The following is a 14,369-nucleotide window of genomic DNA, read 5'->3' on the forward strand; positions in this document are numbered from 1 at the left end:
ATAATAGTGTGAGTTTCTAGATAACTCTAAGATTAGTCGGGCAGAATTCCCTGCTTTTGGACAAAAAAGCAAAAAACTCGCTTAGACTATAGCTAATAGCAAAAAGAATTTTCAGAAATATGATATACTTTTATTCCTAATAGAGGGGGAGGAGAAATAATGAGAATATCTCAGCAATGGAATCAAGAAGATAGTGATTACATACGAAGGAAATTGATAGAGTATAATATGACTCAAATCTCGGATGAAGTGAAAACACCTTTGGAAAATGTCAGTTTTGTTTTAAGGAATGATCAAGAAGAAATCGTAGGTGGTGTTACGGGAACAATGTTTTGGTATCACTTACATATTGATTTCTTGTGGGTTTCGGAGGAGTGTCGAAAAGGTGGTTATGGAAGTCAGTTGATAGAAAAAATGGAAGGGTATGCGAAAGAGAAAGAGTGCTACCTAATTACACTTGATACGTTCCATTTTCAGGCTCCGGACTTTTATAAAAAGCTTGGTTTTAAAGAGTTTGGGAGACTCCAAGACTTTCCAAAGGGCGGTAGTCAATACTTTTTGGAGAAAAGGCTATAGGATGAAACCTTTAATGGAATATCTACAAAAATAGCAGAAGCTACAACCATGCTTCTGCTACTCCTGTTTCATGTGAAAGAACTTATAAGAATAAAACAGACCAATCATAAATAAACCAATCGCAATATAGGCAGGTAGCAAATGAATAAATGTCGTATAACCAATGGCAATGTGAATGGAAATTCCCGCGATAAAAGCAGGAAGCCCGCCAATGAATAATGTCCACCATATCCATTTATTACCTTGTTGGAATCCCCAGAGAGACACTGTTAAGACAAGCAAGCCGACACTTAATAATGCACTTCCGAATCCAGCACGGTCATGTGCAATTACAGGGAGCAACTTTTGATTGAAGCTGTCAAGCATTTCTGGTGACATACAAATATAAAAAATGTCAGTAGGGACGAATACAGATGTTACGCCTACCCATGAGATAATAATTCCACCAAGAACGAAGGAAAATCCGAGCATGACAAAAGCAAGCTGTCCGATTAAACTTCTTTTCCAAATGGAATGATTCTTCCTGTTGTAGGATGTCGGTGTATCTTCGAGTTTCTTTGTTTTAACAAATCCAAGTAGATAGAACGGTAGTAAGACTACCCAAAATAAGAGGTGTAGCCAGTCAAAATAGCCATAACCGATAAATAGTAGGATACCAAGAAATCCAATAATCGCTGCAAAATCTGTTGCTTGTTTTGCCCAAAGAAGTCCTCGTCGAATGCCAAAACGGGCAAGACTCATGTAGACGATTCCACCTGAAATCATTGTTCCGGCTAATGTCATTCGATCATGGGCCATAAACAATAAGATTCGTTTATTAAATAACAGTAATGACTCTTTTTTCATCCCTAAAAATGTTTCATCATATGGCAAAATAACAGTAGTCAAGCTGAAGATTAACGCAATAATGCCTCCAAGAAAAATTGAAAATCCAAACAGCCAATACCAGCTCCATCCTTTGTATTCCGTTTCTTTAGGTTCCTTTTCTTGTAGTAATGCTTCATTGATTCGTTTTGTAAGCCCCGGACCGGAAAATACATACCCACTAGATAACATGACACAATCTGCCCCTGCTTCCATCAATGTTAAAGCATTAGAAGGCTCTATAATTCCACCGACAGTTATAATGGGAAAAGTAGGATTTTGTTTCTTAAAACTAAGAACAGTTTCTATCAGTTTGCTGTGGGAAAGTTTATTTTTTTCACGAGGCATTTCTTCTAAAATAATTCCCGATAAAAAGTTTTTCATTTCTTCAATAGGCACATTAAATGCTTCTTCCACTGGAACAGCTAGAAAAATAGGTTTCTCCGTTTGTAAAAAATCTTTTGGATTTCTATCGAGTTCAGAATAGGATAGAACAAAACAATCTGCATAATCCTCCAATGCATTTATCATTTCCTGCAGGTCTTTCATTGTCCCAGAGAGCCTAATCAAAACGGGTTGTTTAAAGCGGATGCGTTTTAACTTTTGTATCGTTTGATTCAAATCTATTGAGTCTCCGTGAGAGAAGTGGATGGTTTCGTGTTCCTTATCAACAATAGGTGGCTCTTCACTTGTTTTTTGCCGCAGCGTTATCGGACCCACTTCAATAAAACCGAATCCTAGGTTTACAAATGCATTTGTTCCCGAAAGTAAGGGGTCAATTTTTCCTGATAAACCTACTGGATTGGGGAACTGAATTCCTGCTATATTCTTTTGTAGCAGCTTTGAACTTTCCTCACGACCAAGAAAATTTATAATATGGTGTCCGCCAGGTAAAGAGGCGATTGTACTCATTCCGCGATGAATAAACTCCCTAGAGTAAATAGGAGGAAGAAGTGACAGGGCAGGTTTAAATAGTTGATGATAGGACCAATCTGGCATGTGTTCACCCTCTCAAAAAAGTTTATACATGTATTTTAACATTGAAATAATGATTGTCAGGAGTGCTCTATCAATTTGAAAAATTAAACTGCAGAATACATAATGAGAAACAAAGCACTTAATAAAGAATACTAGGCTTTCAGAAAGGATTAATATGGAGTCATTTACCGAACGTGCATTGACAATTATTCAAAGTATTCCAGAAGGAAAAGTGATGACGTATGGGCAGATTGCTAGAATAGCGGGAAGCCCTAGAGGAGCAAGACAGGTGGTGAGAATTCTTCATTCTATGAGTAAAAAATACCAACTTCCTTGGCATAGAGTGATTAATTCGAAAGGGGAAATCGGTTTGAAAGAGGATGATCTCTTTCATGTTCAAAAGCTATCATTAGAAAGTGAAGGAATTAAATTTACAAAAGATAATAAAGTAAATTTGGATGTTTATTTACACCACCCAGAAGGACAAAAATAAACGTATAAAGGAGTACAATAATGAAAACAGAAAAAGAAAAAATGTTGACGGGTGAATTGTATAATCCAGCGGACCCAGGACTTGTAAAAGAACGCAATAAAGCAAGAGGACTTACCAGACTATATAATCAAACATTAGAAACAGAAGATAATAAAAGGACGGATCTATTAAAACAACTCTTTGGTTCAACGGGAGAAACTTTAGTTATTGAGCCAAACTTTCATTGTGATTATGGCTCTAACATTCATGTTGGGGAAAACTTTTTTGCGAACTTTGATTGTACATTTTTAGATGTATGCGAAATCCGAGTAGGAGACAATTGTTTTATCGCTCCGGGTGTACATATATATACAGCTACGCATCCGTTAAATCCACTGGAACGAATAGCTGGATTAGAATATGGAAAGCCAGTTACTATCGGTCATAATGTGTGGGTTGGTGGGAAGTCGGTAATAAATCCTGGTGTTCATATAGGTGATAATGTCGTTGTTGCCTCTGGGTCAGTGGTAACAAAAGATGTGCCTAATAGTGTTGTTGTTGGCGGGAATCCGGCAAAAATAATAAAACAAATCGAAGTATACTAGAGTGATGAAATGTAAAAAATTAGTTTTTGTTTTGAAATTTTAAAGAGAAGAAAAGAGACTTAAAGATTGTATTAAACAGATAGAAATCAAAGTTAAAAATGAAAAGAAAGATATTTCACAGAAGGAGATTCATCAATTATATATATTGCTTTTTCTATAGAGGAAATGGTATCTATAAGATAGAAAATACCTCTGTGAAAAAAATAGAGAAAGAGAGTATATCAGATTCTATCGACCTAACGATTAATTAAAGGAGCGTTCTTATGAGAAAATGTAAAATTTATAAGCTTGCATTCGTATTTATCCTAGCCTTATTCTCCCTTCTTGCTTGTTCTAATAAGGAAGAGGAAAACTCTAAAACAATAGAAGATATCAGCTTTGATGACCTTTCTAGTTTAGAAGAAACGACGATAGGCAACAACTCAGATGTTATCAATATAGTATCAGAACTCGCAGCAGGACAAATCGAGAAGCAAATAGAATTAACCTCAAACAGTTTGAAAATAGAGTATGATCTAGCTAAGTATAGTGAGGAAAAGGAAGAAGCAGCTAACTATTGGTATAAGGAAGAAAACCAGGAACGAAATGTGCGCTTTAATAGCGCAATTCTATTCTCGTTAATCCCGAACTTAGAAACGGTTGATGTTTTATTCATATCAGAAAAAGATGTCTCCCATACGATTAATCGACAGGAATTATCAAATGAATTAGAAATAGATTTTCAATCATGGAATAAAGATACCTTCAATAGTATTAAAGAAAAAATATCGGAATAACCCCTCCAGTGAAAAGCTAGTTTGATAGGACTTCTATCAAACTAGCTTTTTGTCTTTTTCAAGGGATATTCCCATCCACAGCAGGACCCTTATAAGAAAAACGCATAAGTTCTTATTCCAAAGTTTATTACATATATAGTAAATGAGGAATAAATAGGATGGAGGGTTACTAGTGCAGTATTACTATGGAAACCAGATGCCGTTGCGTGTACTTGATGAGGCTGAATTTTGGAAACATCAAGAAGAGGAACATACTGTTGTTATTAGGGAACTTGTAGGGAATCTTGAACAGAAGTATGTAGAGGCATTAAAGGAGTGGGAAAAAGAGTTTGCTAAGGCACATCAGCGAGTAATAAGGTATATTGAAACGGTTAACCGTTCGCAAGGACAAGTTTCTCAGGCACTCTATCAAGATATTATGCAGCTTATTTCCTTTTGCTTACACCAGAGTGAACAGTTTATTAATTTCTGCCGTACACTTATGGAAAAAAGTGAACCTATCAGCACCAATCCAACAGCAAAAGTTGTTTTAAATCATATTATTGTGGAATCAGAGTATTTTATTGGAGTTGCGCAAACGATTTTATATCAGCAGTAATTTTAACTCTTGTTTTTAACGAAGAGTAGGATGGTTATCGATTACAATCTAGAAAAATATAAACTCCCACATCCCTTGATGATGTGGGAGTTCCACTTGTGATGGAAGATTCCATGCAGATCAAGCGTTTAAAAGTGCTAGGTGACGTTTTAAACTATTGTTTTAAGTTCTGAACTTTACATATTCTTTTGAAATATCAGAATAATCATTGACAACATTCTGAGAGATACTGTAAATTTTGAGTTAAGCATACTAACTGGTCTGTCTTCAGATTTCTCAAAAAACGAAGGGAAATAGAATAAAACACCGCGCATTTTGTGCTTTATGGAGAGCTTTTTAGACTGCATACAAAAAGATTTAGAAGCTTATTTATGTTACGTAGCTAGAGTCAGCATTTAAAATTTAACCGTTTGAATGGAGGAATAGTGAATTATGTCAAAAATTCCATCAATACTTGAAGGATTGCGCATTCCCGTCATCGCCTCACCACTTTTCATTATTAGTAATCCTAAGCTAGTGATCGAGCAATGCAAGGCAGGGGTTGTTGGATCCATGCCCGCACTGAATGCTAGACCTGCCTCTTTACTTGAGGAATGGTTGGCAGAGATTACAGAGGAACTCGCATCCTACAACGCACGCAATCCAGCTCGACCAGCCGCACCGTTTGCCATTAATCAAATTGTACACAAGTCCAATGATCGGCTTGAACAAGACATGGAATTATGTGCAAAGTACAAAGTCCCTATTATTATTACATCTCTAGGGGCACGCGAGGATATAAATGCCGCAGCTCACAGCTACGGAGGAATTGTTTTGCACGACGTGATCAATAACAAATTTGCACACAAAGCAATTGATAAAGGTGCAGATGGGTTGATTGCCGTTTCCGCAGGGGCTGGCGGTCATGCTGGTGTGAAGAGCCCGTTTGCATTGGTTCAAGAAATTCGTCAGTGGTTCGACGGTCCGCTTGCTTTGGCTGGGGCGATTGCTAACGGAAATTCGGTTCTGGCTGCCCAAGCGATGGGAGCAGACTTTGCTTACATCGGCTCGCCTTTCATTGCCACACATGAAGCGCGTGCTGCAGAAGAGTATAAGCAAGCAATCGTAGATAGTACGTCTGATGACATTGTTTATAGTAACCTCTTTACTGGTGTGCACGGAAACTATCTTGCGCCATCCATACGAGCAGCAGGGTTGGATCCTGACGATCTTCCTGAAAGCGACCCATCTAAGATGAGTTTTGGGGGAGATACGAAGTCGAAGCCGTGGAAGGATATTTGGGGAAGTGGTCAAGGTATAGGGGCTATTAATGAAGTCACTAGCGCTGCAACATTCGTAGACAAGCTCCATCGAGAGTATGTCGAGGCGAGGGATAACTTACTTCAAACCAGTCAGGTGAACGCTTCTAATGACTGATTTATCCATTTCAATTTACTTATTGTAAAAAAAAGCCCTCGCTTCATTAAGCGGGGGCTTGTGAATAGGGGAATACGTTATCATTATGGTCAGTATCCTAAAACACTATACATCTCGTTTCAAATAGTTGTAGTTTGGTCCTGTACGAAATCCTAATACAATTAGCGTTTACAATAGCTTTCTTTTTTCCATACATGACGTATCCACTCTTTACTTACTTTTTCAATAATAAATACACAAAATAAGGTCCACCAATTAATGAAACCATAATCCCTGCTGGAATTCCGGCAGGCTCTACTAAGTTGCGCCCAATTGTGTCAGCAAGTAATAAAAGCCAGCCACCAATCAAAATAGCAATTGGAATAAATAGTTGATTTCTCGGTCCTACTAAAGCTTTTGCAATATGTGGTGCGATTAGTCCGACAAAAGCAATGCCACCTGTGACAGAAACGGCGGAAGCTGCTAATGCAACTGCTGCTATCAGTAATACAATCCGTTCCTTTTCAATGGATACTCCCACGCCGATTGCCACTTGCTCACTTAGGCCAAGTAGATTTAAACGATTTGCCTTGTATAAGGTAAATGGAATCAGTATTACTAGCCATGGCAGGAGAGCGAGGATAAAAGGCCAGTCAGTACCCCAAATATTTCCGGACAACCACTTAGCAATAAAGTCTACCTTCATACGTTCAGCTGATGAAATTAGTACAATCATTACTCCGGAAAGTGCTAATGAAAACCCTACACCAGTTAACACCAATTTTACTGGTTGAAGTCCTTCCGTTTTACTATAAGAAAATAGATAAATAAGACCTGCAGTTACTAAAGCACCGACAAATGCAACAAGTGGCAGCATGTAAACAAAGGAACCTACTTCTATAGGAAAAAACAAAAAGAAAATAGCAATAGCAACGCCCGCTCCAGAGTTTATTCCAATAATACCAGGATCCGCTAAGTCATTTCGGGTAATTCCTTGTAAAATAGCTCCGGATAATGCAAGAGCCATACCTGCTAGCAGAATAATGATGATTCTCGGTAACCTTATAGAAAATAGAACAAATTCTTCCTTAAATGTACCTTGTCCAAGAACCGTTGGAATAAGCCTGTCAAAAGATACAGAAGAATAGCCAATTCCCAACCCGATAATAATGGTCAATAGAATAAGAACGATTAACATACAGAAGATAATTCGTTGTTTTTTTATTAAAGCGGGATGAATCATGAGAATGCTTTACCTCCTTTTCGGACGATAAACAAGAAGAAAGGAAGCCCCATTATTGTAACAATTGCCGCAACAGGTGTTTCATACGGAGCATTTATGGTTCGACCAAGTGTATCTGCCAATAACATAAAGGTAGCTCCTAGAATAGCCGACATCGGTAGGATAAAACGGTAATCAGTACCTACAATACCACGGACGATATGAGGAATCATCAACCCGACAAATGCCATATTTCCTACAAGTGCAACAGAAGCACCAGCTAGAAAAATAATAATAATAAAAAGAATTACTTTGATTTGAGTGGTTTTTTGTCCTAACCCAACAGCAACTTCCTCATTTAAACTAAGAATCGTCAGCTGTCTTGAAAGGAATAAGGAAATTAGTATACCAATTAAAATAACTGGAATAATTACTTGAAGTTGGCTCCAAGAAGTTCCAATCAGTCCACTTGCAGTCCACATTGAGACGTCTTTGGAGATTTTAAAGTAAAGTCCAACGCCTTCTGCGACAGCAGTTAGGAATGCAGAAACAGCTGCACCTGCTAATACGATTCGAAAAGGGGAAAAGCCACCTTTTTTCATTGAGCCAATTCCGAAAACCATCAGTGTTCCTAAAGCTGCCCCAATAAAGCAAGCAATCATAGTACCGAAGTAGTTAATTGCAGGGATCAGTGCAATGGTAATGGCCAGTGCAGCATTTGCACCAGCTGTTAATCCAAGTAAACCTGGGTCAGCAAGTGGGTTCCTCGTCATCCCTTGCATAATAGCACCAGAAACGGCTAAAGCTGCCCCGACAAAAATTGCCGCGATTTCACGTGGCAAGCGGATTTCACGGATAATGGAAATATCACTACCTGAAGCATCAGAGGTAAGTGCTAACCAAACATCCTTGATGGTGATGTCTGCTGCTCCAAACACCATCGCAGCAACAAACATACTAATAAATACGAGGATTCCCGCTATCAATTTATATGTAAATGGGATGAAGTGTTGAGTTTCTTTTGTCATCGGTTTCTCATCTTTCTATCATAGAATTGGAAAGGAGAGATTTAGTAAAATAAATCTCTCCTGTTGTATTAATTACCTAGAAAGGATTCTTTAAAGAATTTCAGCTGTGCATCCAATGTGAGTGGATCACTAAAAGAGGCCTGTTTTGCATTAAGTTCAAAAACATGATTGTTTTTAACAGCTGGAATATTTTTGTATGTTTCAGTTTCTTGGAAGGAGTTGTCAGCGTCTGGATTTTTACTAAAGATGATATAATCTCCAGCGTACTCAGGAAGAACTTCTGCTGAGATTGCATAGTATCCTGGTTCAACTGCGGATTCCTTCACTTTTTCAGGCATTTTCAAGTTCATTGCTTGGTATAAAATTTCCGTTCCGCGTGCCCAGTTATCACCGAAAACGTAAAGCTCCTTAGTAGAGCCTTCAATTACAGATACGGTTGCATCTTCGCCGATTTTTGCTTTAATCTCTTCTCCAGCGGCTTGTGCACGCTTTTTAAAGTCGTCAACCCATGTTTTTGCTTCTTTTTCTTTGTTTAAGAGCTTTCCAATTTCGATGTGCTGTGTTAAATAATCTAATTTCCCCCATGTATATGTTACAGTAGGAGCAATTTCACTCAATTTATCAATGTTCTTAATATTGGATAGGCCAATGATTAAATCTGGTTCTAATTCAATAATTTTTTCTAGACTTTCATCTGATACCTCTTCCACGTCTTTTAGTTCTTCTTCAAAACGAGGATTCATTTTAGACCATTTATCAACACCAACGATATTTACGCCTAAATCCAGTACATTACCTGTGAAACCAGAAAGTAAGATTACTCGCTGTGGGTCAGCAGGAACTTCCACAGGTCCAGTTTCTGATTCGTATGTAACCGTCTCTGATTTGTTTTCATCTTTTGTTGCAGTGTCTTCTTTTTCTGCTGAGTCACTGCTACCGCAAGCACTAAGCATTAGCAGTAGCAAGAGAGTGAAAGGTATCAATAGTTTTTTCATTTTTGTTTTCTCCTTTTAATAAATTATAGGTGATACACATTGGTTTGCCCGTACGAGGGTCACGCCCGATTTCTGCATCAATATGGAATACTTTTTTTAATACATCACGGTTGATAACTTCTTCACAACTTCCAGCTTTGACAATTTCCCCATCTTTTAAAGCAATGATATAGTCAGCAAAGCGCGCTGCTTGGTTTAAATCATGAAGTACCATAACAATTGTGCGTTCCTGTTCGACATTTAGCTTTTGCAAAAGTTCTAACACTTCCAATTGATGTGCCATATCCAAGTAGGTTGTTGGTTCATCAAGGAAAATCATTTCTGTTTCTTGTGCTAATGCCATCGCAATCCACACGCGTTGTCGTTGACCTCCTGATAACGCATCGACAGACCGAAATTTATAGTCAATAGTGCCGGTAACTTCTAGTGCCCAATCAATGATTTCGTAGTCGCGCTTTGTTAAACGACCGAAACCTTTTTGAAAAGGAAAGCGGCCATAAGAAACAAGCTCGCCGACTGTTAATCCACTTGCACTTTCTGGGGTTTGCGGTAAAATAGCCATTTTTTTAGCAAGTATTTTTGTATTTTCTTTTGAAATATCCATTCCATCTAAAAAAACCGTTCCAGATTGTTGAGAAATAATACGTGTAATGGCTTTTAACAATGTAGATTTTCCACAACCATTTGGCCCAATAATGGTGGTGATTTTTTTATCGGGGATTTCTATATTAAGGTCTTTTACAATTAAACGTTCACCGTAGCCGATATTTAAGTCATTTGTATAGAGACGAACCATCATGTAACCTCCTTTTGAATTTGGTGATAATGATTCTCAATAACATTCTTTAATAACTATAATTCTATCTTTTTATATTGTCAATTCTTTCTTTGTATGAAAATATTGAAAATTAAACGAAAATGGGTTATATTTATTTGAGAATGATAATCAATCACGGTTGATTGATTGTGAGGAGTGAACGGAAATGGATCGTGAAGAACTATATGATGTTACGGTGATAGGTGGAGGTCCTGCTGGGCTGTATTCTACTTTTTATAGTGGACTAAGAGAAATGAAAACAAAGATTATTGAGTATCAACCTGAATTAGGTGGGAAAATTCATGTTTATCCTGAAAAAATGATCTGGGATGTGGGGGGATTAACGCCTACATCAGGAGCGGATTTAATTAAACAATTAGTGAAACAAGGGCTAACGTTCGATCCAACAGTGGTCCTAAATGAAAAAATAGAATCTATCAGTCGTAATGAAGAAGGTATCTTCGTTTTACAAGCTGCTTCTGGACAAAAACATTTTTCTAAAACAGTCATCGTTGCGGTTGGTAGTGGGATATTAAATCCACAAAAGTTAAAGATAGAAGGGGCAGAGCGGTTTGAGGTGTCTAATTTAAACTACACCGTTAAATCGTTACGGTATTTCAAAGATAAAACCGTCATCATTTCTGGTGGTGGAAATACGGCAGTCGATTGGGCCAATGAATTAGTGTCTATTGCCAAGAAAGTGTATGTATCGTATCGAAAAGGTTGTTTAGCAGGGCATGAATCGCAATGTACGCAATTAATGAATAGCTCAGCAATTTGCTGCTTGAATACGTCTATTACAAGGTTAGTAGCATCAGAGAATCACGAGGTCATTGAGAAGGTCGAACTGACAAATAACCAAACAGGTGAGGTTTCCATTTTGCCAATTGATGAAGTAATTATCAGTCATGGCTATGAAAGTGATACGGCATTATTAAGTAATAGTGACCTTGATATTGAAATGGAAGATCAATATTTTATTGCTGGTAATTCAACTAGTGAATCCTCGATTGAAGGCCTTTATGCTGCTGGAGACATTTTAAAGCATGATGGAAAAGTAAACTTAATTGCTGGCGCATTTCAGGATGCAGCCAACGCAGTAAACAAAGCGAAACAATACATCCAACCAAGCGCTGAAAAGGTTGCTATGGTATCTTCTCATAATGAAGTGTTTAAGAAGCGGAATAGAGAATTGGTAAGGCAGATGGTGAAATAGTTAATAGTATTTTCGTACACTTTTCAGTTAAGTAGTTTTATTAATGTGTAATAACACAAAAAAGTAAATCGAGTAGGAGATCAATTGATTTCCTACTCGATTTACTTTTTTATATAGTGCTAAATGGAGTTGTTACCATTAAAATGTTGCTCCAAATCACCTTGCTTTTAATATATTGATAAATTTATTGTAAAAAGAGGGTGTAAACGGTTTGCACCTAGTTTACACCTTCCACAAATCTTTTAGCTAATCGTCTTACTTTTTTCTTTCTTCTCATCTTGTGGTTTCTTCTTTTCATTCTCCCCATTCATAAGGTCATTCGTTGCATGTTTAAATTCTTTTAAAGTACTTCCAAATGCACGGCCGATTTCAGGAAGTTTAGAAGGACCAAAGATGATTAAAGCAATAACGAGCACGAGTATTAAGCCGGGAATTCCGATGTTTTGTAACATTTGTTTTACCTCCTATCATAACTTATAAAATTGGCATACCGTGACGCTGAAGTGCGGCGGCTTCAAGATCAGATATTCCTTGGGTTTCTGCAAATGCGATAAGCTTGTCCGAAAGTTGTGGTGTATATTGTTTTGGTGGGGCTGCGTGTCCCATTTGCCTTCTGCGTCCAGCATTTCTTCGTGCGAAAGGTCCCCAAATTGCAAAGGTTATGCCAGGGGTTTGGATATTCACGAAAAAGGTATCACCTTTTGTGGAAAAGGTGGGACCTGCTAACTCCGAGTCATTAAGTTTGTTTTCGGCGAAGATGTAAGTTTCTCCTTCGGGGGTCATGCCAATTATTCGGTCAACTCCGCTGCCATCCTCTGAAACCCATAAGTCTCCCCATGGAGTAATGCAAATGTTATCAGGCATTTCTAAATCGTTGGTTGCTGTTGATTCATAGAACAGTTCTAGCGTATTGGTAGAAGGGATATAACGATATACCCGCCCAAAGTTTTTATCACCTGCAGAAGTATCGTCAAACCAGAACACTCCGCCTTCGAAATAAGCGCCTTCTAAGCGGCTAAACTGAATACAGCCTTTTTGTCCCGCTTCTAGGGTAGGTTTTTCTGGATCAACATCCTTCCAAACGATTCCATATTTTTGTCCCGTATAAAATTGGCTCGTGTTAATAGAACTCATTTCCTCAATTGCTGCAGCCTGCAGGGTACCTCCTTTTTGCAGAGCGCCTATCCTTTGGCTACGATCGGTTGGGATAAAACGATAAAGATAACTAGGTCCAGCATCTTCTGTCAGGTACACCACTCCAGTAGCAGGGTCAATGGCAGTCGCTTCATGTGAAAATGCACCCATTTCCCTAATTGGCGTCTTTGACAATTTATTTTCCGGGTCATGAGGGTCTACTTCGAAAACATAGCCGTGCCCTTCTTCTAGGGTTTCTTCACAGGTTAGCCAGGTGCCCCATGGAGTTGAACCTCCTGCGCAATTTCGAATTGTACCTGCAGAAGAGACGTACTCTTTGTTTATTTTGCGATTAGCATCTACAATAAGTGTTGTCGTTCCGCCTGTATTATCTTTATTGTATGGATTCCTACCTATTACAGGATATTTAGTGTTTCCGCTTAGCTCATGGTTACGTACTAGAATCGTAGAGTTACGTGGGCCTTCGAATGCGGCCATCCCATCAAACTTTTCAGGTATTGGTCTACCGTCAGACAGTTTGCCTCCTTCCTCAGATATGATTCGGTATTGAAACCCTCTAGGCAAATCGAGGATTCCACCAGGATCTTTTACTAAAGGACCATATCCACTGAGTGACCGCTTTGATTTCTTTGGTGCTGCTAATGCGTTGCTCTCACCCAATGAAAGCATTCCAGTTGTACTAAGTGCTATTGCTGCCGTGCTCATTCCGCCAACTTTTAGAAAGTCACGTCTATTCATATTTTTACTGAATTTGTTGCTCATTAACGATACCTCCTATCGGGAAATCTTCTTCTAAGATTAAGTCTATAAATAAACTTATAGATGAGTATTAACTAAATAGATAACTATTGTTCGTTTACTATTAATGTGGGTAATTATTGTAATCATCAAGCAACTGTTCTTTTTATGGATTCCTCCTGTTTCAATCGTTTTTTATACACTATATTAGACAAGCTGATACTAATTTCATACAAAACTAGCAAAGGCAAGATCACAAGTAGATCTGATAGAAAATCAGGAGGGGTAATTAGCACAGCAACAATAATCAGTACAAAATAGGACATCTTTCTTGCCTTTTTTAATCTAATTGGGTTCAGAATTCCTATTCTCGTTAAAAAGAGTACAACCATAGGCATCTCAAATAATAATCCAAAAGGAAGTGTCAGGTTCAGCATAAAGCGGAAATATTTATCCGCAGTAAACATCATCTCAAACTGTCCTGCTGAGAGGGATGTTAAAAATCCTAGTACAATCGGAAACAAGAGAAAATAACCGAAAGCTAGCCCAAATATAAATAGAAAAAATAAAGCTGGGATGAATCTTAAAGTTACCTTCTTTTCTTCTATACTCAGCGCAGGAGATACAAATCTCCAGACCTGAAAGGCTGCAACTGGGATAGTTGCGGACAGGGAAATGATAGATGCGATCATTAGATAAATCCAAAGAATATCACTTGGTCCAAGGACTGCAAGCTTCGTATCAAGATCTCTTATAAGCCAGTTATAAATCGGATTGACAAATACAAAGCCTGCGATAAGAAAACTAATGAATGCTAGTAAGGTTATAATTATTCTGTTTCTAAGTTCTTCTAAATGACCAATAAGCTGTATGTTTTTATCTTCCATGGAATGCTCCTCCCTCTCTTAAAAAAGAAATAGACGAGTTTCCACCT

Annotated in this window: 15 protein-coding genes; 7 read left to right on the plus strand and 8 right to left on the minus strand. The window is 38.0% G+C overall.

Going from position 1 to position 14,369, the window contains the following annotated elements; all coding sequences use genetic code 11:
• Positions 1–159: 159 nt before the first annotated feature.
• Positions 160–576: a GNAT family N-acetyltransferase gene (locus ACFSUL_RS05850; protein WP_377933577.1), complete on the plus strand. Its 417-nt coding sequence runs from the start codon at positions 160–162 to the stop codon at positions 574–576.
• Positions 577–633: 57 nt separating this feature from the next.
• On the opposite strand, the gene ACFSUL_RS05855 is transcribed toward ACFSUL_RS05850, so the two are convergent.
• Complete coding sequence (locus ACFSUL_RS05855; protein ID WP_377933579.1) at positions 634–2,439, minus strand: dihydroorotate dehydrogenase; 1,806 nt, start codon at positions 2,437–2,439, stop codon at positions 634–636.
• A gap of 154 nt (positions 2,440–2,593) precedes the next feature.
• Between ACFSUL_RS05855 and ACFSUL_RS05860 the strand changes: the two genes are divergently transcribed.
• From ACFSUL_RS05860 to ACFSUL_RS05880, 5 genes are all read left to right on the plus strand, one after another.
• Complete coding sequence (locus ACFSUL_RS05860) at positions 2,594–2,911, plus strand: MGMT family protein (protein WP_377933581.1); 318 nt, start codon at positions 2,594–2,596, stop codon at positions 2,909–2,911.
• A gap of 20 nt (positions 2,912–2,931) precedes the next feature.
• Positions 2,932–3,495: a sugar O-acetyltransferase gene (locus ACFSUL_RS05865; protein WP_377933583.1), complete on the plus strand. Its 564-nt coding sequence runs from the start codon at positions 2,932–2,934 to the stop codon at positions 3,493–3,495.
• 263 nt (positions 3,496–3,758) lie between these two features.
• Positions 3,759–4,271 carry a DUF4825 domain-containing protein gene (locus tag ACFSUL_RS05870; RefSeq protein WP_071413326.1) on the plus strand — a complete coding sequence of 171 codons (513 nt, stop codon included), beginning with the start codon at positions 3,759–3,761 and terminating at the stop codon, positions 4,269–4,271.
• A gap of 172 nt (positions 4,272–4,443) precedes the next feature.
• On the plus strand, positions 4,444–4,869 hold the full coding sequence (locus tag ACFSUL_RS05875; RefSeq protein ID WP_071413327.1) for a DUF2935 domain-containing protein: 426 nt from the start codon (positions 4,444–4,446) through the stop codon (positions 4,867–4,869).
• Positions 4,870–5,421: 552 nt separating this feature from the next.
• Complete coding sequence (locus ACFSUL_RS05880; RefSeq protein WP_377933586.1) at positions 5,422–6,285, plus strand: NAD(P)H-dependent flavin oxidoreductase; 864 nt, start codon at positions 5,422–5,424, stop codon at positions 6,283–6,285.
• 214 nt (positions 6,286–6,499) lie between these two features.
• On the opposite strand, the gene ACFSUL_RS05885 is transcribed toward ACFSUL_RS05880, so the two are convergent.
• The 4 genes from ACFSUL_RS05885 to ACFSUL_RS05900 form a co-directional block, all read right to left on the minus strand.
• Positions 6,500–7,507, minus strand: coding sequence for a FecCD family ABC transporter permease (locus ACFSUL_RS05885; protein WP_071413329.1), 1,008 nt, complete (start codon positions 7,505–7,507; stop codon positions 6,500–6,502).
• A complete protein-coding gene (locus tag ACFSUL_RS05890; protein ID WP_377933589.1) occupies positions 7,504–8,514 on the minus strand; it encodes a FecCD family ABC transporter permease in 1,011 nt (336 codons plus the stop codon). The genes ACFSUL_RS05885 and ACFSUL_RS05890 overlap by 4 nt, the downstream gene beginning before the upstream one ends.
• 68 nt (positions 8,515–8,582) lie before the next feature.
• On the minus strand, positions 8,583–9,509 hold the full coding sequence (locus ACFSUL_RS05895) for an iron-hydroxamate ABC transporter substrate-binding protein (RefSeq protein WP_071413331.1): 927 nt from the start codon (positions 9,507–9,509) through the stop codon (positions 8,583–8,585).
• Positions 9,460–10,305, minus strand: coding sequence for an ABC transporter ATP-binding protein (locus ACFSUL_RS05900; RefSeq protein ID WP_071413332.1), 846 nt, complete (start codon positions 10,303–10,305; stop codon positions 9,460–9,462). Before ACFSUL_RS05900 ends, ACFSUL_RS05895 begins: the two co-directional genes overlap by 50 nt.
• 187 nt (positions 10,306–10,492) lie before the next feature.
• On the opposite strand from ACFSUL_RS05900, the gene ACFSUL_RS05905 reads away from it, so the two are divergent.
• Positions 10,493–11,542 (plus strand): NAD(P)/FAD-dependent oxidoreductase, encoded by a 1,050-nt coding sequence (locus tag ACFSUL_RS05905; protein WP_377933592.1) that lies wholly within the window; start codon positions 10,493–10,495, stop codon positions 11,540–11,542.
• Between the two features lie 242 nt (positions 11,543–11,784).
• Here the strand turns inward: ACFSUL_RS05905 and ACFSUL_RS05910 are convergent, their stop codons facing one another.
• The 3 genes from ACFSUL_RS05910 to tatC all read right to left on the minus strand — a co-directional run bounded on the left by ACFSUL_RS05910 (position 11,785) and on the right by tatC (position 14,322).
• On the minus strand, positions 11,785–11,994 hold the full coding sequence (locus ACFSUL_RS05910) for a twin-arginine translocase TatA/TatE family subunit (RefSeq protein WP_071413334.1): 210 nt from the start codon (positions 11,992–11,994) through the stop codon (positions 11,785–11,787).
• Positions 11,995–12,016: 22 nt separating this feature from the next.
• Positions 12,017–13,459: an alkaline phosphatase PhoX gene (locus tag ACFSUL_RS05915; RefSeq protein WP_377933594.1), complete on the minus strand. Its 1,443-nt coding sequence runs from the start codon at positions 13,457–13,459 to the stop codon at positions 12,017–12,019.
• Positions 13,460–13,584: 125 nt separating this feature from the next.
• Positions 13,585–14,322, minus strand: a complete 738-nt coding sequence (gene tatC / locus ACFSUL_RS05920; protein ID WP_377933596.1) for a twin-arginine translocase subunit TatC — start codon at positions 14,320–14,322, stop codon at positions 13,585–13,587.
• Positions 14,323–14,369: the final 47 nt, after the last annotated feature.

This window comes from Bacillus seohaeanensis (assembly GCF_042684945.1).
In the GTDB taxonomy this organism is placed as follows: Bacteria; Bacillota; Bacilli; order Bacillales; family Bacillaceae_B; genus Rossellomorea; species Rossellomorea seohaeanensis.